The sequence below is a fragment of the Citrobacter sp. Igbk 17 genome (genome assembly GCF_028069775.1).
GTDB lineage: Bacteria > Pseudomonadota > Gammaproteobacteria > Enterobacterales > Enterobacteriaceae > Citrobacter.
Genome location: NZ_JANEWI010000023.1, coordinates 24,134 through 48,565, shown reverse-complemented (window position 1 = coordinate 48,565; position 24,432 = coordinate 24,134). Strand labels below are relative to the sequence as shown.

At 50.8% G+C, this 24,432-nt stretch carries 19 protein-coding genes and 1 pseudogene; 9 read left to right on the top strand and 11 right to left on the bottom strand.

The window, feature by feature from the left end; genetic code table 11:
* Window positions 1-112: 112 nt before the first annotated feature.
* Both tsf and rpsB read right to left on the bottom strand, forming a co-directional pair.
* Window positions 113-964, bottom strand: coding sequence for a translation elongation factor Ts (gene tsf, locus NNO08_RS14565; RefSeq protein ID WP_005132116.1), 852 nt, complete (start codon window positions 962-964; stop codon window positions 113-115).
* A gap of 134 nt (window positions 965-1,098) precedes the next feature.
* Entirely contained in the window at window positions 1,099-1,824 is a 726-nt protein-coding gene (rpsB, locus tag NNO08_RS14560; protein WP_005132117.1) for a 30S ribosomal protein S2, read from the bottom strand.
* 450 nt (window positions 1,825-2,274) lie between these two features.
* Here rpsB and map point away from each other — a divergent pair, with 450 nt between their 5' ends.
* The 5 genes from map to NNO08_RS14535 all read left to right on the top strand — a co-directional run bounded on the left by map (window position 2,275) and on the right by NNO08_RS14535 (window position 10,533).
* Window positions 2,275-3,069: a type I methionyl aminopeptidase gene (gene map, locus NNO08_RS14555; RefSeq protein ID WP_271442001.1), complete on the top strand. Its 795-nt coding sequence runs from the start codon at window positions 2,275-2,277 to the stop codon at window positions 3,067-3,069.
* A gap of 238 nt (window positions 3,070-3,307) precedes the next feature.
* On the top strand, window positions 3,308-5,980 hold the full coding sequence (glnD, locus tag NNO08_RS14550) for a bifunctional uridylyltransferase/uridylyl-removing protein GlnD (protein WP_271450060.1): 2,673 nt from the start codon (window positions 3,308-3,310) through the stop codon (window positions 5,978-5,980).
* Window positions 5,981-6,011: 31 nt separating this feature from the next.
* Window positions 6,012-6,836, top strand: a complete 825-nt coding sequence (gene dapD, locus NNO08_RS14545) for a 2,3,4,5-tetrahydropyridine-2,6-dicarboxylate N-succinyltransferase (protein ID WP_039030312.1) — start codon at window positions 6,012-6,014, stop codon at window positions 6,834-6,836.
* Between the two features lie 109 nt (window positions 6,837-6,945).
* Window positions 6,946-7,332, top strand: coding sequence for a DUF3461 family protein (locus tag NNO08_RS14540; protein ID WP_005132126.1), 387 nt, complete (start codon window positions 6,946-6,948; stop codon window positions 7,330-7,332).
* A gap of 222 nt (window positions 7,333-7,554) precedes the next feature.
* Window positions 7,555-10,533 (top strand): putative mucin/carbohydrate-binding domain-containing protein, encoded by a 2,979-nt coding sequence (locus NNO08_RS14535; protein ID WP_271456986.1) that lies wholly within the window; start codon window positions 7,555-7,557, stop codon window positions 10,531-10,533.
* Between the two features lie 42 nt (window positions 10,534-10,575).
* On the opposite strand, the gene cdaR is transcribed toward NNO08_RS14535, so the two are convergent.
* From cdaR to dgt, 3 genes are all read right to left on the bottom strand, one after another.
* Window positions 10,576-11,733 carry a DNA-binding transcriptional regulator CdaR gene (cdaR, locus tag NNO08_RS14530; protein WP_005132128.1) on the bottom strand — a complete coding sequence of 386 codons (1,158 nt, stop codon included), beginning with the start codon at window positions 11,731-11,733 and terminating at the stop codon, window positions 10,576-10,578.
* 150 nt (window positions 11,734-11,883) lie between these two features.
* Complete coding sequence (gene degP / locus NNO08_RS14525) at window positions 11,884-13,317, bottom strand: serine endoprotease DegP (protein ID WP_005132129.1); 1,434 nt, start codon at window positions 13,315-13,317, stop codon at window positions 11,884-11,886.
* Between the two features lie 129 nt (window positions 13,318-13,446).
* On the bottom strand, window positions 13,447-14,964 hold the full coding sequence (dgt, locus tag NNO08_RS14520; RefSeq protein ID WP_271442283.1) for a dGTPase: 1,518 nt from the start codon (window positions 14,962-14,964) through the stop codon (window positions 13,447-13,449).
* A gap of 83 nt (window positions 14,965-15,047) precedes the next feature.
* Here dgt and mtnN point away from each other — a divergent pair, with 83 nt between their 5' ends.
* From mtnN to NNO08_RS14505, 3 genes are read left to right on the top strand one after another with little or no spacing between them, the layout of a single operon-like run.
* Complete coding sequence (mtnN, locus tag NNO08_RS14515) at window positions 15,048-15,746, top strand: 5'-methylthioadenosine/S-adenosylhomocysteine nucleosidase (RefSeq protein ID WP_137383241.1); 699 nt, start codon at window positions 15,048-15,050, stop codon at window positions 15,744-15,746.
* Window positions 15,739-16,539: a vitamin B12 ABC transporter substrate-binding protein BtuF gene (btuF, locus tag NNO08_RS14510; RefSeq protein WP_271456985.1), complete on the top strand. Its 801-nt coding sequence runs from the start codon at window positions 15,739-15,741 to the stop codon at window positions 16,537-16,539. The genes mtnN and btuF overlap by 8 nt, the downstream gene beginning before the upstream one ends.
* A gap of 37 nt (window positions 16,540-16,576) precedes the next feature.
* A complete protein-coding gene (locus NNO08_RS14505; protein ID WP_005132135.1) occupies window positions 16,577-17,200 on the top strand; it encodes a TRIC cation channel family protein in 624 nt (207 codons plus the stop codon).
* A 119-nt stretch (window positions 17,201-17,319) separates the two neighbouring features.
* Here the strand turns inward: NNO08_RS14505 and erpA are convergent, their stop codons facing one another.
* From erpA to clcA, 3 genes and pseudogenes are all read right to left on the bottom strand, one after another.
* A complete protein-coding gene (gene erpA, locus NNO08_RS14500; protein ID WP_003018581.1) occupies window positions 17,320-17,664 on the bottom strand; it encodes an iron-sulfur cluster insertion protein ErpA in 345 nt (114 codons plus the stop codon).
* Window positions 17,657-17,722, bottom strand: a pseudogene (gene yadW, locus NNO08_RS14495) (small protein YadW). The gene erpA and the pseudogene yadW overlap by 8 nt, the downstream one beginning before the upstream one ends.
* A 23-nt stretch (window positions 17,723-17,745) precedes the next feature.
* A complete protein-coding gene (clcA, locus tag NNO08_RS14490; RefSeq protein ID WP_271456984.1) occupies window positions 17,746-19,167 on the bottom strand; it encodes a H(+)/Cl(-) exchange transporter ClcA in 1,422 nt (473 codons plus the stop codon).
* Between the two features lie 168 nt (window positions 19,168-19,335).
* Here clcA and hemL point away from each other — a divergent pair, with 168 nt between their 5' ends.
* On the top strand, window positions 19,336-20,616 hold the full coding sequence (gene hemL / locus NNO08_RS14485; RefSeq protein ID WP_137383237.1) for a glutamate-1-semialdehyde 2,1-aminomutase: 1,281 nt from the start codon (window positions 19,336-19,338) through the stop codon (window positions 20,614-20,616).
* A gap of 114 nt (window positions 20,617-20,730) precedes the next feature.
* Here hemL and fhuB read toward each other — a convergent pair whose 3' ends face one another.
* From fhuB to fhuC, 3 genes are read right to left on the bottom strand one after another with little or no spacing between them, the layout of a single operon-like run.
* Complete coding sequence (fhuB, locus tag NNO08_RS14480; RefSeq protein WP_271456983.1) at window positions 20,731-22,713, bottom strand: Fe(3+)-hydroxamate ABC transporter permease FhuB; 1,983 nt, start codon at window positions 22,711-22,713, stop codon at window positions 20,731-20,733.
* On the bottom strand, window positions 22,710-23,600 hold the full coding sequence (gene fhuD / locus NNO08_RS14475) for a Fe(3+)-hydroxamate ABC transporter substrate-binding protein FhuD (protein WP_271456982.1): 891 nt from the start codon (window positions 23,598-23,600) through the stop codon (window positions 22,710-22,712). Before fhuD ends, fhuB begins: the two co-directional genes overlap by 4 nt.
* Complete coding sequence (gene fhuC / locus NNO08_RS14470) at window positions 23,600-24,397, bottom strand: Fe3+-hydroxamate ABC transporter ATP-binding protein FhuC (protein WP_271442277.1); 798 nt, start codon at window positions 24,395-24,397, stop codon at window positions 23,600-23,602. The genes fhuD and fhuC overlap by 1 nt, the downstream gene beginning before the upstream one ends.
* Window positions 24,398-24,432 lie beyond the last annotated feature (35 nt).

Sequence of the window (24,432 nt, the reverse complement as noted above, 5' to 3'; positions counted from 1 at the left end):
AGTTAATTCCAGCGACATTGTATGTCGCTTTTCAGCCTTACCACTATAGCGCTTAGCTGAATTTACAAGTCGGACGCAAAAAGAAGCCGCCCTCAGGCGGCTCCTTTTAAAATTAAGACTGCTTGGACATCGCAGCAACTTCTGCTGCAAAGTCAGTCTCAACTTTCTCGATGCCTTCACCCACTTCGAAGCGGATGAAACCAGTTACGTCAGCGTTGTGCTCTTTCAGCAGCTGAGCAACAGATTTGCTCGGTTCCATAACGAAAGGCTGACCAGTCAGAGAAACTTCGCCGGTGAATTTCTTCATGCGGCCTTCAACCATTTTCTCTGCGATTTCTTTCGGCTTACCAGACTGCATCGCGATGTCCAGCTGAACCTGGTATTCTTTTTCTACTACTTCAGCAGAAACGTCTTCCGGCTTAACGAATTCTGGTTTGCTTGCGGCGATGTGCATTGCCAGCTGTTTAACCAGTTCTTCATCAGCGCCAGTTGCAGCAACCAGAACACCGATACGAGCACCGTGCTGGTAGCTACCCAGAACTTCGCCTTCCAGGGAAGCAACACGACGGATGTTGATGTTCTCACCGATTTTAGCAACCAGAGCAACACGTTCTTCTTCGAACTGTGCTTTCAGAACTTCAACATCAGTGATTTTGCCAGCAACGGCAGCGTCCAGTACTTTGTCAGCAAATGCCTGGAAACCAGCATCTTTAGCAACGAAGTCAGTCTGGCAGTTAACTTCCAGAATGAAAGCGATATTGCCGTCGATTTTGGTTTTGATTACGCCGTCAGCAGCAACGTTGCCTGCTTTTTTCGCTGCTTTGATAGCACCGGACTTACGCATGTTTTCGATTGCCAGCTCGATGTCGCCATTAGCTTCAGTCAGTGCTTTTTTGCAATCCATCATGCCTGCGCCAGTACGCTCACGCAGCTCTTTTACCAGGGATGCGGTAATTTCAGCCATTCTAAAATCCTCGGAAGATTTGATCTGCCCGGCATGAAACCGCACAGATTTAAAAGTGAAAAAGGGGCCTGAAGGGCCCCTAACCAAACGTGATACTACCTGGTTTATAAGGGGGCTCTAACGAGCGTGCCTTATTATTCAGCTTCTACGAAGCTTTCTTCCGCCTGGGAAGCCAGATCCTGAGAACGGCCTTCACGAACGGTAGTAGCTACAGCGCCCAGGTACAGGGTCACAGCACGGATTGCGTCGTCGTTACCCGGGATAACGAAGTCAACACCGTCCGGATCAGAGTTGGTATCAACGATAGCAAATACCGGGATACCCAGGTTGTTTGCTTCTTTGATAGCAATGTGCTCGTGGTCAGCATCGATTACGAACAGAGCGTCCGGCAGGCCGCCCATGTCTTTGATACCGCCCAGGCTGTTTTCCAGTTTCTCAAGCTCACGGGTGCGCATCAGCGCTTCTTTCTTGGTCAGCTTTTCGAAAGTACCGTCCTGAGACTGAGTTTCCAGATCTTTCAGACGTTTGATGGACTGACGAACAGTTTTCCAGTTAGTCAGCATACCGCCCAACCAGCGATGGTTCACGAAGAACTGATCGCAGCTGTTAGCAGCGTCTTTCACCGCTTCGCTTGCAGCGCGTTTAGTACCAACGAAAAGGATTTTACCTTTACGAGCAGAGATCTTGTTCAGTTCAGCCAGAGCTTCGTTGAACATCGGTACAGTTTTCTCAAGGTTGATGATGTGAACTTTGTTACGCGCACCGAAGATGAACGGCTTCATTTTCGGGTTCCAGTAACGGGTCTGGTGACCGAAGTGAACACCAGCCTTGAGCATGTCGCGCATGGAAACAGTTGCCATGATTAAAACCTCTATATATAAAAGTTGGGGTTAAGCCTCCACGCATCCCATATTACCGACCCCAAAGGGCACCCCGGAATATGTGTCGATACGTGTGTGTTGTTACACAAAGTGAGATTTGTCGCTCCCGTCCATCGTGTGTAGTCTTCGAATGGATCGGAAGTCCGGCGCGCTTTATACCACAAATACGCCACCGACACCAATAATTGTTGGCGGTCTGTGCTGGATTGAACGATGAATTTCGTGTTACAGGCAGTCGGCAAATTTATGAATCCCTGGGAGCTTACGGCCAGTAAGTAACCAGGGTGAAAAAATGTAGCCAACGCATTTGTGGCACGAAAGGCGAAGTTCAGAATGATTCTCAATTTGGCAGGGTACACTCCAGACTGATACCATTGACGGCACTTACACAATTATTGTCGAAATAATCGACACTGATGGACAGAATTCATGGCTATCTCAATTAAGACTCCTGAAGAAATCGAAAAAATGCGCGTCGCTGGCCGTCTGGCAGCCGAAGTGCTGGAGATGATCGAACCGTTTATCAAACCGGGCGTGAGCACCGGCGAGCTGGATCGCATCTGTAACGACTACATCGTGAATGAACAGCAGGCGATTTCCGCGTGCCTGGGTTATCACGGTTATCCGAAATCCGTGTGCATCTCTATTAATGAAGTCGTGTGCCACGGGATCCCGGATGACGCTAAGCACCTGAAAGAGGGTGATATCGTCAACATCGACGTCACCGTGATTAAAGACGAGTACCACGGCGATACGTCCAAAATGTTTATCGTCGGTAAACCGACCATTCTTGGCGAGCGTCTGTGCCGCGTAACGCAGGAAAGCCTGTATCTGGCGCTGCGTATGGTAAAACCGGGTATTCGCCTACGTACCCTGGGTGCTGCAATTCAGAAATACGCAGAAGGTGAAGGCTTCTCTGTAGTACGTGAATACTGCGGCCACGGTATCGGTCGCGGCTTCCATGAAGAACCTCAGGTCCTGCACTACGATGCAGACGACGGCGGCGTGGTACTGCAGCCGGGCATGACCTTCACCGTAGAACCGATGCTGAATGCCGGTGATTACCGTATCCGCACCATGAAAGACGGCTGGACGGTGAAAACCAAAGATCGCAGCTTGTCTGCTCAGTACGAGCATACTATTGTGGTAACGGAAAACGGCTGTGAAATTCTGACATTACGTAAGGATGACACCATCCCGGCAGTCATCACACACGACGCATAATTTTTTGCCTGATGGCGATGCTCCTGCATCTTATCAGGCCTACAAATTACACCTTTACTCAAAATCATTCGAGTTGCCTCAAGGCGGCAAGAGAGTGAATCTTCAGGAGCGTACATAAGTACGTGACTGGAGTGAACGAGCGCAGCCAACGCAGAAGCAACTTGAAGGATGAAGAGTAAATACGTAGGCCGGGTAAGGCGTTCACGCCGTCATCCGGCTTTTTAATGGGTGGCGCACAATGAATACTCTTCCTGAACAGCACGCAAATACTGCCCTCCCCACCCTGCCTGGCCAACCGCAAAACCCAGGGACATGGCCACAGCACGACCTCAACTGTACCGGCATTAAAGCTCATATCGATAATTTCCAGCACTGGCTGGGGGAAGCATTTGACAGCGGAATTTCCGCTGAACAGTTAATCGAAGCCCGCACCGAATTTATTGACCAGTTGCTGCAGCGCCTGTGGATTGAAGCAGGTTTCGGTCAGATTGCCGATCTGGCGCTGGTTGCCGTTGGCGGCTACGGGCGTGGTGAGCTGCATCCACTTTCCGATATTGACCTGCTGATCCTTAGCCGTAAAAAACTGCCTGACGCGCAGGCGGAGAAAGTCGGCGAGTTATTAACGCTATTGTGGGATGTGCGGCTGGAGGTAGGACACAGCGTGCGTACACTGGAAGAGTGTCTGCTGGAAGGGCTATCAGATTTAACCGTCGCCACCAACCTGATTGAAACACGACTGCTGATTGGCGACGTCGCGTTGTTCCTTGAGCTGCAAAAGCATATTTTCAGCGAAGGTTTCTGGCCATCCGATAAATTTTACGCTGCCAAAGTAGAAGAGCAAAATCAACGCCATCAGCGCTATCACGGCACCAGCTACAATCTGGAGCCGGATATCAAAAGCAGTCCAGGTGGACTGCGCGACATCCACACCCTGCAATGGGTCGCCCGCCGTCATTTTGGTGCCACGTCGCTGGATGAGATGGTCGGTTTCGGCTTCCTGACGCTGGCGGAGCGCGCCGAACTGAATGAATGTTTGCATATTCTGTGGCGGATCCGCTTCGCATTGCATCTGATCGTGAACCGTTACGACAACCGTCTGCTGTTTGATCGACAGCTCAGCGTGGCTCAACGCCTCAATTATGGCGGTGAAGGCAATGAGCCTATCGAGCGGATGATGAAAGACTATTTCCGGGTCACGCGGCGAGTGAGCGAACTGAACCACATGCTGCTCCAGTTGTTTGACGAGGCGATTCTCGCCATGCCGGCCGATGAAAAACCGCGCCCCATTGATGACGACTTTCAACTGCGTGGCACATTGATTGACCTGCGCAATGACGACCTGTTTATCCGCGAGCCCGAGGCCATTTTGCGGATGTTTTATATCATGGTACGCAATAGCGCGATCACCGGAATTTACTCCACCACACTGCGTCATTTGCGTCATGCCCGCCGTCATTTAACGCAGCCGCTGTGCTACATTCCGGAAGCGCGCTCGCTATTTCTCAGCATGTTGCGCCATCCAGGCGCAGTCAGTCGCGGCCTGTTGCCAATGCATCGCCACAGCGTGTTATGGGCCTATATGCCGCAATGGTCGCATATAGTCGGTCAAATGCAGTTTGACCTGTTTCATGCTTATACAGTGGATGAGCACACTATCCGCGTCATGCTGAAACTGGAAAGTTTTGCCAAGGAAGAGACCCGCCAGCGTCATCCGTTGTGTGTGGATCTGTGGCCGCGCTTGCGTCAACCGGAACTCATTTTGATTGCTGCGCTGTTCCACGATATCGCCAAAGGTCGTGGCGGCGATCACTCTATTCTGGGGGCTCAGGACGTACTCAAGTTCGCCGAATTACACGGACTCAACTCCCGCGAAACGAATCTGGTTATGTGGCTGGTACGCCAGCATCTGCTGATGTCGGTGACCGCTCAGCGCCGTGATATTCAGGACCCGGAGGTGATTAAGCAATTCGCCGAAGAAGTACAAACGGAACACCGTTTGCGTTTCCTGGTCTGCCTTACCGTCGCCGATATCTGCGCCACTAACGAAACGCTATGGAATAGCTGGAAGCAAAGCCTGTTGCGCGAATTATACTTCGCCACAGAAAAACAACTGCGTCGTGGAATGCAAAATACACCGGATATGCGCGAGCGTGTGCGCCATCATCAGCTTCAGGCGCTGGCGTTATTGCGGATGGATAACATTGATGAAGAAGCGTTGCACCATATCTGGTCACGCTGTCGAGCGAACTATTTCGTGCGCCACAGCCCAAATCAACTGGCCTGGCATGCGCGTCATCTCTTACAACATGACCTCAAAGAACCGCTCATTCTGCTTAGCCCGCAGGCAACGCGTGGGGGAACGGAAATCTTTATCTGGAGTCCGGATCGCCCGTATCTGTTTGCCGCCGTTTGCGCCGAACTGGACCGGCGTAATCTGAGCGTCCACGATGCGCAGATTTTCACCACCCGTGATGGCATGGCGATGGATACGTTCATCGTACTGGAGCCGGACGGCAGTCCGCTGTCGTCAGACCGACACGAAGCGATCCGTTTTGGGTTGGAACAAGCCATTACTCAACGCAGTTGGCAACCACCGCAACCGCGTCGTCAGCCGGCAAAATTACGCCACTTTACTGTCGATACTGAGGTCACCTTTTTGCCGACCCATACCGACCGTAAGTCATTCCTCGAACTTATCGCACTCGATCAACCAGGACTACTGGCGCGGGTCGGGCAGATTTTTGCCGATCTGGGAATTTCGCTGCATGGCGCCCGAATTACAACTATTGGTGAGCGAGTAGAAGATTTATTCATAATCGCCACCGCCGACCGGCGTGCGCTTAATAATGAGCTGCAGCAGGAAGTACATCAACGGTTGACAGAGGCCCTCAATCCAAACGATAAAGGGTAATGTTTTTATTTATTATGGAAAGAGTTTAACAATGCAGCAGTTACAGAACGTTATTGAGTCCGCTTTTGAGCGTCGTGCCGACATCACTCCGGCGAATGTGGATACCGTAACCCGTGAAGCGGTTAATCAGGTTATTTCTTTACTGGATTCCGGTGCACTGCGTGTCGCAGAAAAGATTGACGGCCAGTGGGTCACCCATCAGTGGCTGAAAAAAGCGGTCCTGCTCTCTTTCCGTATTAACGATAATCAGGTTATCGATGGTGCGGAAAGCCGCTACTTCGATAAAGTGCCGATGAAATTTGCCGACTACGATGAAGCACGCTTCCAGAAAGAAGGCTTTCGCGTGGTTCCGCCTGCGGCCGTGCGTCAGGGGGCATTTATCGCACGTAACACCGTGCTGATGCCGTCTTACGTTAACATTGGTGCGTATGTTGATGAAGGTACGATGGTTGATACCTGGGCGACCGTAGGTTCTTGTGCGCAAATCGGTAAGAATGTTCACCTGTCCGGTGGCGTTGGCATCGGCGGCGTACTGGAGCCGTTACAGGCTAACCCGACCATCATCGAAGATAACTGCTTCATCGGTGCGCGTTCGGAAGTTGTGGAAGGCGTGATTGTCGAGGAAGGTTCCGTCATCTCGATGGGCGTGTATATCGGTCAGAGCACCCGTATTTACGATCGTGAAACAGGCGAAGTGCATTATGGTCGCGTACCGGCAGGTTCTGTTGTCGTTTCCGGCAACCTGCCGTCGAAAGATGGCAAATACAGTCTGTACTGCGCGGTGATCGTGAAGAAAGTCGACGCTAAAACGCGTGGCAAAGTGGGTATCAACGAACTGTTACGTACCATCGACTAACAGCAATTTGAAAAAGCGGGCTTAGCCCGCTTTTTTTACATCTGCGGGTGGCATAAACAAGGCTTTTCGTTAATTATTCAATGGTTATAGTGAGCTTAAGGGTACCGCTATGTATGACAATCTGAAAAGTCTGGGCATTACTAATCCTGAAGAGATCGATCGTTACAGCCTGCGGCAAGAAGCCAACAACGATATCCTGAAAATCTATTTCCAAAAGGATAAAGGCGAGTTTTTTGCCAAGAGCGTGAAATTCAAATATCCCCGTCAGCGTAAAACGGTGGTCGCCGATGGCATCGGTCAGGGCTACAAAGAAGTGCAGGAGATCAGTCCAAACCTGCGCTATGTGATCGATGAGTTGGATCAGATCTGCCAGCGCGATCGCAGTGAAGTCGATCTTAAACGCAAGATCCTCGATGATTTACGTCATCTGGAAAGCGTCGTGACCAATAAGATCAGCGAAATTGAAGCCGATCTGGAAAAACTGACGCGCAAATAAGCCATCATATCTTCAGGCCAGGAAACTGGCCTTTCTAAAAAAATATCACACACCCACACTCCCTTTAATTTACTCATCATTTCATTATCCATAAAGATAAAAAAATATATATCCATATCATTAACATCATTGCACACAGATATTATATAAAATGACTTTTATTATCTCATAAAAAATATAAGGTTTATCTATCTTCAACCACTAAATAAGAGATAACCAACTATGAACAATATACTTTTAATGAAATGCTATGCTCTCGAAAAGGCAACATGGCTTAATAAAGAAGGTTTTAATAAAGGGTTACTGCACGATCGTCAGGAATTAGACTTTATTTTGCCCGCGGAGACCATCCTTCGCGTCAGGCAGTCCGACATCAGTAATGGTTCTGCTACCTTGCGTCTATTATGCAATGACTCTGCTGTTGAAAAAACATTAACATTGAAAACTGAATGGCAAGAGATCAGCGCTACTGTTGATACCGTTCCTTTCATTGATACGCTATACATGGAAAATATTTCTGATTACGACGTTGAATTTGAAACACCAGAAAAATTCCAGACATTGCCTTTTTTTGACAAAAATAGTGATTCTGCTTTATTTTTTTCTTCATGGTCAGAGACCAACGCCCCCTATGCGCTTATCGATACTGGCAGTGCCAAACTATTAGTTCCCTTTGCCGACATGGATAATCTCCAGAATGTAAATACCGACAATGGCATTTACGGACTATTGGACTATTATGAAAAAATTTTTGCATTCTATAATGATTTAGCCGGACTTAGTTTTACGCCAGTAAATTCTCTCAATCAGAACATTGCCAATAAGTATTTCATTAAGGCAGATAAAAACGGTGTGGGTTCCGCCTATTTCAACACCTACTGGTGTGCAGAGACCTCATCAACCATCGCGCAAGGCTGGATTGATAATGTTGAAAACCAATGGACTGTGCTGCATGAAATTGCCCATGGATATCAGGGCAATTTTATGAATGACTCTCGCTTCTCCGCTGGAGAGGTTTGGAATAATATATATGGTGCATGGTTTCAGCAAGTTATGTTGGGCAATAAAAATGAACTGTATACCGATGGATGGTTATATAACGATGGAAACAGAGGTTACACTGAGGATAATTTCCGAAATAATATCTATAACCAAACACCGGTGAATCAGTGGAATCCACATCAAAGATTATTATTATTGATGCTAATGCAATTCAAATCCTCGATGAAAAATTTTGTGCTATTTAATGATAGTTACCGGGCATTGGCAAACAGCGAAAATTTCTCCGCATCAGATCATCACATCCTGGATATGCTTGCAGAGGCAAGCGCCTCTGCCGCAGGATATGATATGACCCCCTATATTGATTTGTGTGGTGTTGAACTTGATGATATCACCCGAGAACGTATTCAGACTCTGGAAACCAAACCGGTTTATCCACTCTTTGATCTCCTGCCTGAAGCGGAATGGGACAACGCGCAGCAAGCAATGGGGCTACAAACGTCTGTTTGGTTGGTTGATAATGCAGAGTTGTCTGTCTTAAACAAAAAAGGCAATGTTACCTTTGATATCATCATTGATAATTTAGCTCAAATTTATGGACGTGATCTCAAAATAATTGATCATTGTGGCAATGATATTACGGTCAGAATTACTAATACTACATTAGAACAGCAATATTTACCCATTGGGGTTTATCAACTTATTCTGCCAAAAGGAAAATCTCAAAAATATACTACTGATCAAAACTGGTTTGTGGTACGTGAAGGCGAAAATAATGTAACCATTAATTATACCCCACTAAATGACACCAGCGGTCGTAACGAAGAACTTATTTTCCTGGGGCTTGGCGATGCAAAGTTTGCAACCCTCACTGTTGAGAATGAGAGCAAAACAATCCAACTAAATGTCACCAGTTCCGCGCCACATTCTTACTATGGCAGTGACATTTATGCGAGCGTCACCATTTTCTCAGCGACTGGCGAGGAAATTTTCAATCGTGATATGCCAGGACAAAATTGTCCAATTACCTATGATGAAATTCCTTTTGAAGATGGGTATCTCATCAAGGTTTATCATGCCGAATGTGGGAAGCGTTTATATAGCCTACCAAATTATCTTGATCTGGTTGTGCACAATGAAAAAATCAATAACTTCAGGATTGATAAAACAGGATTATTTAATACCGCACTAAACAATGATCCGGATGAGGATCTCCGTTCTATTATTGCTGAGTCAGCAGAAAAGCTACGCGTTGAGTCACTTATTTATACTCTACCAGAAAGCACAGAAAAAATTAGTATCTGGCTAATGATTAACAAATTCACTGGCGAGGAGCGTGATTTATTATTGCTTGAATATGCAGATGTCATCCCATTAGATAATAGTGAACCCGACATCCTGACAGGGAGTATTATTCATCTTGAATTACGCGGATTGAGTGACGCCGAATTTTCCGAAGTTACTATCGATAACAGTAATTACTTGATGACGGTAAATACTAAATCAGTAATACCACACAATTATTATCCGGAAACCTACGCATGGATACGTGTGTGGAATGAAAATGGGATTGAAATGTACAACCGAAATTATGATGGCTCAATCCGATATCCGACTACAACAGAAAGCATTCCATTACGCAATGGCTATGTTATCGACATCCTTCATTATGAACCATTCAGATGCGTAGCTTCAAACGTTATGCAAAATACAGATTTTCAACTTGCACAGGATAATACATGGGAAGTCATTAGTTCAGGGCTACAAGATTACCAACACCCGACTTCCAGTGATCCGAAGGCGACAATACGAGGTAATAAATTTCTCTGGAAGCTACTGGGATATTACGATGTACAGTTTGCCAGTATTGATATGGATCTGGTGAATAACCAGGTTGTTTACTCAACAGAGGCCACCACGCCACACAGCATATATGGCGAAGATCTCTATGCAGAGGTCAATATTATCGATAACAATGGCTTTCTCGTTTATCATCAGGAAATACAAAGTAAAGTCCTGCTGGAGAAATACACGAACACTATGACACTGGAAAAAGGATATACTATTGAGGTTTATCATGCAGAAGCATATAAACGCTCGGTTATTCTCAACACCGAGACCGAGCAAAAGTATCCCCAAAAGAAAAAAGTAGTTTATCAGGTTATTGAAAAAGGACTGCTTTTAATTTCTGAAGAGTAACCCTTAGCTCAAAACCACCTCGCTGTGAGGTGGTTTAATGTCTCAATGCTGCTCATCCAGTTGCAACGCCACATACAGTAGCAGTCTGTCGTCAAAATTCCCCAAATCCAGCCCGGTCAGTTCTGAAATACGATTCAGGCGATACTCCAGCGTATTACGATGAATAAACAATGCCTTTGAGGTCGCCAGCGGCTGAACGTTATGCCGAAACCATGCCGCTAATGTCCGGCGCAGCAAGCCGTTGTTATCCATCGCTTTCAGTCGTACCAACGGACGGGCCAACTCATTAGCCTGCCAACCGCCACGCAGGCTGTCTAACAGCACGGGCAGCATCAAATCCTGGTAAAAATAGCTACGGCTTTCCGGCATGCGCTGCTTACCGACCATCATAGTCGTACGCGCGGTGCGATACGAGCGGGCAATGCTGCCCGGCCCGGTAAAATAGTTACCCAGCGATACGCGAAAGCGTAGCTGTCCGTTCTCTTTCATACGGGCGATCAGCTGTTCAACACGCTTGCGATGATCTTCTGCATCCCAGCGGCCAAACTGATTCAGCGCAGGTTTCAGAACGACCATCTCAGTCAGTGAAACAATCGCAATCAGGTTATTTCGCTCTGGTGTCGTCAACGCATTTTGTAATTGCTGTAGTTCAGCCATGGCGCTGTCTACACCAAGCTGACCGCTGTCGACCTCCACCACTGCTACCACACGTGGTTGGTTCAGATCTATTCCTAGCCGCTGCGCCCATTCCACCAGCGCCGGGGTGTTCTCTTCAGCCTGAATCAGGTTCATCACCAGTTCTTCGCGCAGACGACTGTCCTGAGCGAGCAGATGCATCAAACGCGACTGCTCCAGCATCATTTCGGCGGTCATACACACCAGTTCACCGTACTTACGTAAATGCTCCGGCTCGCCAGTTAAACCAATAACGCCAACAATTTCGCCTTCAAGCCGCAGCGGCAAGTTTATTCCCTGTCGCACGCCGTGCAGATGTCGTGCTACCGCATCATCAATATCGACGACCCGGCCCTGTGAGAGCACCAGCAGCGCACCTTCGTGCAATTCACCAATACGCTCGCGATCGCCACTGCCAATGATCCGCCCACGGGCATCCATTACGTTGATATTGGTATCAATGATGCGCATCGTGCGCGCCACGATATCCTGCGCCATTTTGGTATCGAGATGCCAGCCAGCCATAAAGCCCTCCTGTGAGCAGTGCTCAAGCATAGGGAAGAAAACAGGCCGCGACATTGTGCAAATGCACAAAGCAGAAGAGAGAAGTATGGAGTTGTGGTAGGTATCACAAAAAGAAACCCCTTCCCTGATATGGGAAGGGGTTCAGAGGGATTACTGCATCAACAGATAGATAGAGCTGTCACCACGCTGAATGTTCAGCGCCAGAACAGCTGGTTTACTGTCGAGAATTTTGCGCAGTTCCGCGATGTTTTTCACCGGTTGCTGGTTAGCACCAATGATGACATCCCCTTTCTTCAGGCCAATCTGTGCCGCCGGCGAATTCGGTTTCACATCGCTTACCACGACACCTTTGTCCTGGCCTTTGTTGCTCATATCCGCACCTTCAATGCCTTTGAAGATAGAGCTGGAATCAACCTGAGTCTGGCTGCTCTGCTGCAGTTCCAGGTTCACCGTTACCGGCTTACCGTCTCGCAGCAGGCCAAGGTTAATTTTGCTACCCACTGGCATGGTGCCGACCTGCGCACGCAGGGCAGCGAAGCTGCTGATGGGTTTACCGTTCAGTGATGTAATCACGTCACCCGCTTTGATACCGGCTTTCGCTGCAGAAGAGTTCGGCATAACCTGACTGACGAATGCCCCACGCTGGGCATCAACTTTCATCGCTTTCGCCAGCTCAGAGCTCAGCTCAGTCCCCATAATACCCAGCTCACCGCGTTTAACCTGGCCGAACTCAACCATCTGCGAAGTCAGGTTTTTCACCATGTTGCTTGGGATAGCAAAACCGATCCCGATGTTGCCACCGTCCGGCGCGAGGATCGCGGTGTTAATCCCGATCAACTCACCATTCAGGTTAACCAACGCACCACCAGAGTTACCGCGGTTGATCGCCGCATCCGTCTGGATAAAGTTCTCGTAGTTTTCGGCATTCAGGCCACTACGCCCCAGTGCAGAAACGATACCTGAAGTCACCGTTTCACCAAGGCCAAACGGGTTACCAATCGCTACAGTGTAATCACCCACGCGTAGCGCATCAGAATCTGCCAGCTTAATTGCCGTCAGGTTTTTCGGGTCCTGGATCTGGATCAGTGCGATATCAGAGCGCGGATCTTTTCCGACGATCTTCGCGTCAAACTTACGACCATCGCTCAGTTGAACCTTGATCACCGTGGCGTTATCGACCACGTGGTTGTTGGTCACAACATATCCTTTCGCGGCATCAATGATGACGCCAGACCCCAGCGCCATAAATTTCTGCTGCTGTCCGCCGCCGTTGTCAGCACCCGGAGCGCCACCCTGACAGAACGGTGAGCTCTGGAACGGAGAACCGTCCTGGCAGAACGGAGAGTTATCACCGAAGAACTGCTGGAAATTACGCGGCATACGCGGCGTATTGACCGTCGTGCTCCCCTCGACATTAATACTCACCACCGATGGCATCACTTTTTCGAGCATCGGGGCCAGGCTTGGCATCTGTTGGGCAGTTGTTGCTGAAGACGCTGTCTCAGCCGCCGTTGCAGACAGGGGGGACAACGCCAAACCTAAACTCAGAGCCAGTGCACTCATTGCTAATGTGGTTTTTTTCATGTGTTTCGTTCTCGATTAACAGGTCACGCAAAATTGCTGTATACCTCAGAGTCGTTTTATAGCGCTAAGTTCCAGAATGAAGTTTAAGGAAAAAGTAAAATTTTATTGTCCGTCTTTACAAATGAGTATTTATTGTTCTACCGCCATCAGCCGTCTATATTCATCCCAGGCATACAAGTCAGTCATCCCGCTGATATAATCCTGAATTAAACGGCAGCGGTAATAATATTCCATAACCGGGAACTCGGCACTACCCGGCAATATTTTACTGACCGCCTCAACATAAGCAAGACGATGGCGGGTAGACAACTTTTGAAATAATCGAGATTCGATAGGGAACTGTTTTAATCTTTCGTGTTCAACCAGCTCGCTAAAGTCGGATAATGACATTTTTAACAGTGGTTGGTAGATTTCCAGAAGCCCACTGATAACCCGATAGCCTTGCAATTCCAGTTGCTCCACATCTGGATGGCTAAACACATGTTTTACCGCTACATTTTTATAAACCCCAAGCAACTGACTGAAGCTACTGGCATCTTCTAATAAAGCGTGGTTAAAACTCCCCTCAAAAATTTGCGGTAAATTATCAATAAAACGCTGAGCGGCGTACGGTACCAGTTTATTCAGCGTGTTAACGCGTAAATACATAAAGAATTGATCTTCCGTACTGCGACTTAATGTATTTGAGCGAGATTTTTCCCAGGCGTTCTCAACAACCTGGCTAAACAGGGAACCTTTTTCATGATGCCCCCACGCCTCATACAGATGGTGGTAAAGCTGCTCAACACTGAAGATTCTTTTCTCAACAGCATCCTCCAGGTCAGCCACACAATAAGAGATATCGTCCGCTGCTTCCATAATCCAGGTTAATGGAAAGCGACTGTAAGGCGCTAATGATAATTCTTTACGTAACCGCTCAATATACGGTTCCTCGGAAAGGTAATATCCCGGTTTCTTCATTAAATAGTTATGCGTCGCCGGCGTACCTCCACGCCACCATGCCGGGCGCGTATATTTTAAAATCCCCCCCACCTGCGACCAGGTCAGGTTCATGCGCATCAGTGTATGCACCAACCGAATGCCCTGTGCATTGCCTTCAAAATGGCACAGGTCCTGACGTACCTTGCGGCGAATATCATTGAGCGACTCTTCACCTTCACGCAAACGTAACGCAGGCACCTGGCAGCGATCGTCGCTTAAGGGCTGGCTTTCAGCATCAGCCGGATAGAGTCGCTGGCGAAACCAGTCATTAATTGCTGCCTCGCCAAAGTGACCAAACGGCGGATTGCCGATGTCATGCATCAGGCAGGACATTTCGACGATGCTTTCAAAGGGACCGGTCAACTCATCCAGGCCGTACTGCTCCAACAATTTTTGCTCTTTCAGTCGACTGAGGATCTCTTTGGCGATATAACGCCCTACCTGCTGAACTTCCATCGAGTGCGTCAGGCGCGTACGCACCGCCGCATTACGCTCCAACGGAAAGACCTGGGTTTTTTGCTGCAGTCGGCGAATAGCCGGAGAATTGATAATACGTCCACGGTCGCTTTCGAAAATGCGCAGGATCTCATGCTCAGATTTCACGCCCTGCGGCGAACGGTAACGACGATGCCAGTTTATTTTTTTTCGGAAATCGATCTGTGCCATGTCCTCTCCCGCCTGAGAAATGCGCTACCCCTTAAGCGCATGATAGACTATGCCCTCAAATCTGGCTTATCGCGAGTAAATCTATGAAAATCGGCATCATTGGTGCAATGGAAGAAGAAGTTACGCTGCTGCGTGACAAAATCGAAAACCGTCAGACAATTGCTCTTGGCGGTTGTGAAATTTACACCGGCCAACTGAACGGTACTGAGGTTGCGCTACTGAAATCAGGCATCGGTAAAGTGGCTGCGGCGCTGGGCGCTACGCTGCTGCTTGAACACTGCAAGCCAGATGCCATCATTAATACCGGTTCAGCGGGTGGCCTGGCCTCTACGCTGAAAGTGGGTGATATCGTGGTTTCTGACGAAGCGCGCTATCACGATGCTGACGTCACCGCATTCGGCTATGAATTTGGCCAGCTACCGGGCTGCCCGGCTGGTTTTAAAGCCGACCCGGCACTGATTGCTGCAGCGGAATCCTGCATTGCCGAACTCAATCTGAACGCCGTCCGCGGACTGATCGTCAGCGGCGATGCCTTCATTAACGGCTCCGTTGGCCTGGCAAAAATTAAGCATAACTTCCCACAGGCGATTGCCGTTGAGATGGAAGCAACCGCAATTGCGCACGTGTGCCACAACTTTAACGTGCCGTTTGTTGTCGTTCGCGCTATCTCTGACGTTGCCGATCAGCAGTCCCATCTCAGCTTTGACGAGTTCCTGGTTGTTGCCGCGAAACAGTCAAGCCTGATGGTTGAAACGCTGGTGCAGAAACTGGCGCATGGCTAACTTCATCTCCAGGGCGCTGGTCGCCCTGCTTTTCACTCTTCCGGCGTGGCTTTACGCCGCGCCGCGCGTTATTTCGCTTTCCCCAGCCAACACTGAACTGGCCTTTGCCGCCGGTATTACCCCCGTTGGCGTCAGCAGCTATTCAAACTTCCCGCCCGAGGCCAAAAATATTGAAGAGGTCTCAACCTGGCAAGGCATGAATCTGGAACGTATCGTGGCGCTCAAACCCGATTTGGTTATTGCCTGGCGTGGAGGGAATGCCGAGCGGCAGGTTAATCAACTGACTGCCCTGGGAATTAAGGTCATCTGGGTCGATGCCGTCACCATCGAGCAGGTCGCTGATGCATTGCGTCAACTTGCGCCATGGAGCCCCAAGCCTGAACAAGCAAAGCAAGCAGCGCAAACCTTGCTTGATGAGTATGCTTTACTAAAGTCTCAGTATGCCAACAAACCGAAAAAACGTGTGTTTCTCCAGTTTGGCGCAAATCCTCTGTTTACCAGTGGAAAAGGTTCCATTCAAAACCAGGTTCTTGAGGTATGTGGTGGAGAAAACATCTTTTCCGGCAGCCGGGTTCCATGGCCGCAGGTCAGCCGCGAACAGGTCCTGGCAAGAGCCCCTCAGGCAATTGTTGCTACCGGCGGTTCGGGCGAAATTCCTAAAATTGAGCAATACTGGGGAAATCAGCTAAAAATACCGATTATTACTCTTGATAGTGACTGGTTTGAACGCGCGAGCCCGCGTATTATCCTCGCCGCAAAACAACTCTGTAATGCGCTTTCACAAGTAAATTAGCGCCTGCCCCCACCAGGTTTGTTGTGAGGATTTAAAGATGCTCGTCTATTGGCTGGATATTGTCGGTACCGCGGTATTTGCTATCTCTGGCGTATTACTTGCCGGAAAACTGCGTATGGACCCCTTCGGCGTTCTGGTCTTAGGCGTGGTAACCGCCGTCGGTGGCGGTACGATCCGTGATATGGCACTGGATCACGGCCCCGTATTCTGGGTTAAAGATCCCACCGATCTGGTGGTGGCGATGATCACCAGTATGTTGACGATCGTGCTGGTACGTCAGCCAAGACGCTTACCGAAATGGATCCTTCCGGTGCTGGATGCCGTAGGTCTGGCGGTGTTCGTGGGTATTGGTGTGAATAAAGCATTTCTCGCAGGAACCGGACCACTGGTAGCAATTTGTATGGGGGTCATTACCGGTGTTGGCGGTGGAATTATTCGCGATGTGTTAGCACGTGAAGTGCCGATGATTTTGCGCACCGAAATCTACGCTACAGCATGCATCATTGGCGGCATCGTCCACGCCACCGCGTTTTATACCTTCAATGTGTCGCTGGAAAACGCCAGTATGATGGGGATGGTCGTTACCCTGCTGATTCGGCTTGCCGCCATTCGTTGGCATTTGAAATTGCCGACGTTTGCGCTGGATGATAACGGGCGTTGATGTGACGATGCAGAACATGTAGGCCGGATAAGGCGTTTACGCCGCCATCCGGCACATTGCCCGGTGACGCTACGCTTACCGGGCCTACACCATCAGACCATCGGTATTACAGACAGCAATCAGATGCTGAAAGAGGAACCACACCCGCAGGTGCTTTTGGCGTTCGGGTTAGTCACAACAAAGCGAGAACCTTCCAGACCTTCGGTGTAATCAACTGCACCGCCTACCAGATACTGCAGGCTCATCGGATCAACCACCAGACCAACACCTTGCTTCTCAATGGTCATATCACCATCGTTTACCTGATCATCAAAGGTAAAACCGTACTGGAAACCGCTGCAACCACCGCCGGTGATATACACGCGTAATTTCAGATTTGGGTTATCTTCATCTGCGATCAGGCTTTTTACTTTATTGGCTGCTGCTTCAGTAAATTGCAGTGGCAGCGCTACGTCATCACTCATATTTTGCTCCAAACGACATTGGCAATTGGGCAAATTATAACCCAATGGTTAAGGCCATTATCTAATACCCTGGTATTTCGTTCAAGTATTCTCGCCCGTGGCGGTACTCTGGCTTTTTGCCGCCTGCTCCGCTTCCTGTTTAGCCAGTGTGCGGGCAAGGATAGTCGAGTATAGCGGTTTTCCACCCATAAACTGGGCTAATAGTGTTGCGCCAAGACAGGTAATAATCATTGGCAAAATGAGCTGATAGTTATCCGTCATTTCCAGCACCAGCACAATGCCCGTTAACGGCGCACGCACAGAAGCGGCCAGCAATGCCCCCATCCCGGCAATAGCAAACGTCCCCGCCTCCAAATGATACTGCGGAAAAGAGGCCGCTGCAGCCATGCCAAATGCAGTTCCCAGCAATGTGCCTAATGCCAGCATCGGGGCAAATATCCCACCAGGCGCGCCGGATGAGAAGCACAGCAGCGTGGTGATGACCCTGGCGATAAAGATAAACAGCAGAAGACCCACACTGAAATTGCCCGCAGCAGCAATCGGGATCAGATTAAATCCACCGCCTGCCGCTTCAGGTTGAATCAAACCGAGGATCCCGCACAGACCGCCGATCACGCCACCCATCAGCACCCATTTTTTAATTTCACCGCCGTGGAAGCGCTGAAACATATCCTGGGTACGCAACACCATGGTATTGAACAACGGCCCGACGCAACCAAAAATAATCCCCAGGATGAGGTACAACCACAGCGTATTAACCGGGGCATTGGAGAGTTTCCCGACCTCAATAATCGGGGCCTCGCCGTTGAAAATACGAAACACAATGCTCGACATAATCACGCCGGTAAATACGGCTTTGATCGACACGAGGTTATAACGAAACTGTGGTCGCATCTCTTCAATAATGAACAGAATGCCGGCCAAAGGCGCATTAAACGCGGCCGACAGACCCGCAGCCGCACCGGTTGCCAGTAAGGTGTGTCGCGCTTCGGCGCTACGCATGCGGAAAATATCCAGCACCATGCGCCCGATATTGCCACCAATTTGCACCGTTGGCCCTTCCCGGCCGAGCACCATCCCGGCACCCAGCGTCCCCATACCACCGATAAATTTTACCGGCAGCACACGCCACCAGCGCACAGGTCGCAATTCTTCTAATGCGCCTTCAATCTCCGGGATCCCCGAACCACCTGCTTCCGGGGCAAATTTACGCACCAGAAAATAACCTACCATCGCCAGCAGTGCAGAAAGAATAAATGCCAATGGCCATACAAGGACCGCGTGGTCAGCAACCTGTGCCAGTGCGCCAATACGCAGATTCTGCACCCAGGTCACGGCTTTCTCAAACGCCACACCCACCAACCCCGTCACTGTCCCCACCACGGCGGCCATCAAGAGGATCGCCAACGGCGTTTTGTCTCGTTCCAGGAGTCGACGGATTTGATCCCTGCGGCGTAAACGCACAATTTGTTGTGCTTCAAAAGAGGGAGTGTCAGTCTTCATCAGATGATCATTAATTGGTAATACAAATACGGAATCGGCATTCTACTCGCACATTTCACGAAAATCCCCTGCAAATCGTATTGTTTCAAATACGCAAAACTTTCATAACCTTCTCTGAATAACTAGAATAGCGGGCATTTACTTTTTCTACGAACCAGGACCCCATCCATGAGTAAGTCTGAAAACCTCTACAGCGCAGCACGCGAACTTATCCCCGGCGGCGTTAACTCCCCAGTTCGCGCCTTTACTGGCGTGGGTGGTACTCCGCTGTTTATTGAAAAAGCGGACGGCGCATATCTGTATGATGTCGATGGTAAAGCCTATATCGATTATGTCGGCTCCTGGGGGCCGATGGTGCTGGGTCATAACCACCCGGCAATTCGCAATGCCGTGATTGAAGCGGCAGAGCGCGGTTTAAGCTTCGGCGCACCGACCGAGATGGAAGTAAAAATGGCGGCGCTGGTCACTGAGCTCGTGCCAACCATGGATATGGTACGTATGGTGAACTCCGGTACCGAAGCGACGATGAGCGCGATCCGTCTGGCGCGCGGTTTTACCGGTCGCGATAAGATCATCAAATTTGAAGGCTGCTACCACGGTCATGCTGACTGCCTGCTGGTCAAAGCCGGTTCCGGCGCATTGACGCTGGGCCAGCCTAACTCCCCGGGGGTTCCGGCAGATTTCGCGAAACATACCCTGACCTGCACCTATAACGATCTTGCCTCAGTACGTGCGGCATTCGAACAGTATCCGCAGGAAATCGCCTGTATTATCGTTGAACCAGTAGCGGGCAACATGAACTGCATCCCGCCACTGCCGGAATTCCTGCCGGGTCTGCGTGCGCTGTGCGATGAGTTTGGCGCACTGTTGATCATCGATGAAGTCATGACCGGTTTCCGCGTCGCACTGGCGGGTGCGCAGGATTATTACGGCGTAGTACCGGATCTGACCTGCCTGGGTAAAATCATCGGTGGCGGCATGCCTGTTGGCGCATTTGGTGGCCGTCGTGATGTGATGGATGCCCTGGCCCCAACCGGACCGGTTTACCAGGCGGGTACGCTGTCCGGAAATCCAATTGCGATGGCGGCAGGATTCGCCTGTCTGAATGAAGTCGCCCAGCCAGGGATTCATGAGACGCTGAACGAACTGACGACACGTCTGGCAGAAGGTCTGCTGGAAGCCGCTCAGGAAGCAAATATTCCACTGGTGGTTAACCATGTCGGCGGGATGTTCGGGATTTTCTTCACTGATGCAGAAACCGTAACCTGCTATCAGGACGTGATGTCCTGCGACGTTGAACGCTTTAAGCGCTTCTTCCATATGATGCTGGATGAAGGCGTTTACCTGGCACCGTCCGCCTTTGAAGCAGGCTTTATGTCTGTCGCGCACAGCGAAGACGATATCAATAACACCATCGACGCCGCGCGTCGGGTGTTTGCGAAATTGTAAAAGAGAACGTCCAGAAACAACGTAGGCCGGGTAAGGCGAAGCCGCCACCCGGCTTTTTTATTGCCGGATGGCGACGCAAAGCGTCTTATCCGGCCTACATGAAAAGAATCAGCCTCAACGGCTCTGCTTACGTAACAGATAGATAAAGTACGGCGCGCCAATAAACGTCGACAGCAGTCCCGCCGGGATCTGATACGGAAACAGCACCATACGCCCACACCAGTCGGCAAACACCAGCAGCACGCCCCCCGCCAGCGCGGATATCACCATATGCGGCATCGTACGTCGAAAACCTAACATCCGCGCAATATGCGGCGCCATCAGCCCCACAAAGCTCAACGGACCGATTGTCATGGTTGCCGTAGCGGTCAGACCCGCAGCCAACATCAGTAAGCCAACACGCGACGGTGTTAATGCCAGACCGACAGCCCGCGCAGTGTCACCGCCTAACGGTAGAATCGTCAGCCAGCGGCGGCACAGCGGCGTTATCGCCAGCAGAATGATCATCACAATACCGGTACGTAAAACCTGTTCATTGGAAGCGTTATAGGTCGAGCCGGACATCCAGGTCAGAATGCCCGCCATGCGCGGATCGCCGCTGGCCTGCAGCATCATCAGCAACATTGTGAATGCCGTACTGAGCGCCATCCCCGCCAACAGCATCCTGTGCGGAGAGAAACCTCCACGCCCGGCGGCAATCATAATGATTAACAGCGTCACCGCCGCGCCGAGACTCCCCGCCGGCAGCAACCAGCCAAACGCATTGCCGGGCACCAGAAACAGCATGAGCACCACGCCGAAGGCCGCGCCGGAGCTAATACCCAGCACTTCCGGGCTGGCCATCGGATTACCGGTCAAACGCTGAATAATACAGCCCGCCACAGCCAGCATTACACCAGCTACCAGTGCAGCCAGGATGCGCGGCCAGCGCCAGGGCATCAGTTCATCCAGCATGGCGCCACTGGCCCAGCTCCAGCCGTGGGCATCGCGACCCAATGACAGCGCAACCACAACCGTCAGCAACAATATTGCGCCCCCAGCCAGCGCAAACATCAGCACGTGCTGACGCTCAGCGACGACACGGTTGCTGGCATTCATATCCGGCGCACTTATGCTCTTCAGACGCGGCAGCAGCCACAGCAGCAGCGGTGCTCCAATCAGCGCCGTCACCGATCCCGTAGAGACTTCCATCCAGATGCGAGTGAGCCACAAAATAATTTGATCGGAGAGCCAGAGGATCAGTGCGCCAATCAACGGAGCCAGCAGCAGACGCGCCAGCAAACGCCGCGCGCCGAGCATTTTCGCCAACAGCGGCGAAAACAGTCCCACAAAACCGATAATTCCGACGGCGTTGACCAGTAAAGCACTGAGCACAATCGCCAGCGTTAACGCCGCCAGGCGCGCCAGCGACAGCGCCAGTCCGAGATTGCGCGCCACGCCGTCATCCAGTCCCATCAGCGTCATTGGGCGTAATAGCAGCAGCGTCAACATCACGCCACCCAGCAGTTGCGGCCACAGCCTTTGCACCCCGCTCCAGTCGGTTTGCGTTAGCGTGCCGCTACTCCACAAAAACATGCTTTGTAGCTGATCATGATGGAAAATCACCATCAATTGATTAATCGCGCCACAGTACAGGCTGACCACCAGGCCCGCGAGGATCAGCGTCACCGGAGAAAGTCGTTTGCCCCAGGCTACGCCAAACACCAGCGCCCCAACAATACAAGCCCCTGCCAGCGCCGCAAATTGTGTCGTCAGTGCGCCAGGAATAGCCCACAGCGTAGTCACCGTGATGCCCAGTTGTGCCCCGGTGGCAACACCCAGCGTAGTCGGCTCCGCCAGCGGGTTACGCAGTACCTGCTGAAACAGCACACCAACCAGTCCCAGCCCGGCACCGACCAGCAGAGAAATCGCCAGCCTCGGCAACAGGCTGAAATGGAATACCATCTGCTCAATAACATCGATATCCGGTGACCAGATAGCCTGTTGCCACTGGCTACGCGGCAGAGCAGCGGAAAAGTTAAACCAGGTCAGCCAGCAGGCAGCAACAAACAGAACCGCTAGCAGAAGAGTTGGGAGCAGCGCAATACGTTTACTCACGCTTTCCCCCCCAGCGCATTATCCAGAATGCGCGCAAAATGCATCGCCGATAGCGTTGCACCATAGAACCAGACGGCGGGAACACGCTGAAAACGTCCGGCGCGAACAAATGGCATCGCCTGCCACAACGGTGTGGACATCAGTGCTTGCATATCCTTGTTGTTACCGTGATCGAAGCACAGCACATCAACATCTTTGTAGGCGGCAAGCCTGTCAATCCCTACCGCAGTGCTGCCCCAAAAGTTGGTTTCACCCTGCCAGGCATTGCGGATCCCGTACTCATTCAGCACTTCCTGGAACAAGCAGTTAGGCCCAAATACCAGCATATGGCGAGGATCGAGCAGGGTCATCAGCAATAATGGCCGGGAGCCTCGCTGAACAAAGCGCGGCTTCAGGCTGGCAATCAGGTGTTCGTACTGCGACAGATGACGTTCGGCAGCGGTCTGCAGATTCAGCAACTGAGCCAGTTCTTGCAACGACTGACGCGCCACTGCCAGCGGCTTTTTGCCATCACTGAAGTTAAAGCCGCGACCCGGCGCAATACGTGCAAGCTTCTCAGGTGCAGGACCATAACCAGCCGACCAGACCATAAATGAGGGTTTCATTTCAGTCAGCAGTTCGAGGTTCGGTTCAGTACGTAATCCGACATCAATGACGGAGTCCGGCAACGCGGGTTCGTTGACCCACAGTTTGTAGTTTGGAACATCCGCGACGCCGTAAGGTGCAACACCCAGCGCCAATAGCAACTCAACAGGCAGCCATTCCAGCGCCACTATACGCTGTGGATCAACCGCCGCCGCGCGGGCTGTATTCATTTGCCACAGTAGCGGAGATAGCGCCATTGCCGTTAGCAGTCGTCGACGGGAAAGATGAGGTAATCCAATCATTAATAGACAAAACTCACGGGTGCGGCACCGGCCGGATGCGGCAAAATGCCCATCGGGATACCGTAAATCAGTTCCAGGGTTTCACTACGCATCAGTTCCGCAGGTGTTCCCTCTGCAATCATTTCCCCACCGCGCAGCGCGACCAGGTAGTCACAGTAGCGGGCTGCCATGTTGATATCATGCAGTACGGCAACCACCGTCAATCCACGTTGTTGGCTCAAGCGATGTACCAGCGCCAGAACATCAACCTGATGCGCGATATCCAGCGCCGAGGTTGGTTCGTCCAGCAGCAGGCAACGGCTGTCTTGTGCCACCAGCATGGCGATCCACGCACGCTGACGCTCGCCGCCAGACAAGCTATCCACCAGGCGATGCGCCAGAGGTTTGAGTCCAACAAGCGTAATTGCCTCTTCCACTTTCTCCCTGTCAGCCACACCAAAGCGTCCCAACGCCCCATGCCAGGGATAACGCCCAATCGCTACCAGCTCACGTACCGTCATCCCTTCGGCCTGCGGTAACTGCTGGGGTAAATAGGCAACCTTACGGGCAAACGCTTTGCTGCTCCAGCTCTCCAGCGGCTGCTCATCAAGCAGGATTTCACCTTCTGACGGCGGCTGATGGCGTCCCAGCATTTTCAATAAGGTGGATTTACCGGAGCCGTTGTGGCCGATAAGCCCCGTCACTTTACCCACGGGAAAGGTTAACGAGAGAGGATGCAAAAGCGTGCGGCCAGGCACACGGAAGGAGACATTCTTCAACGCAAACGTCGTGTCGGGATGGGATCTGTTTTCCTGCATAGTGGCCAACTTGTAAAACGGGCACGCAAAGCGTG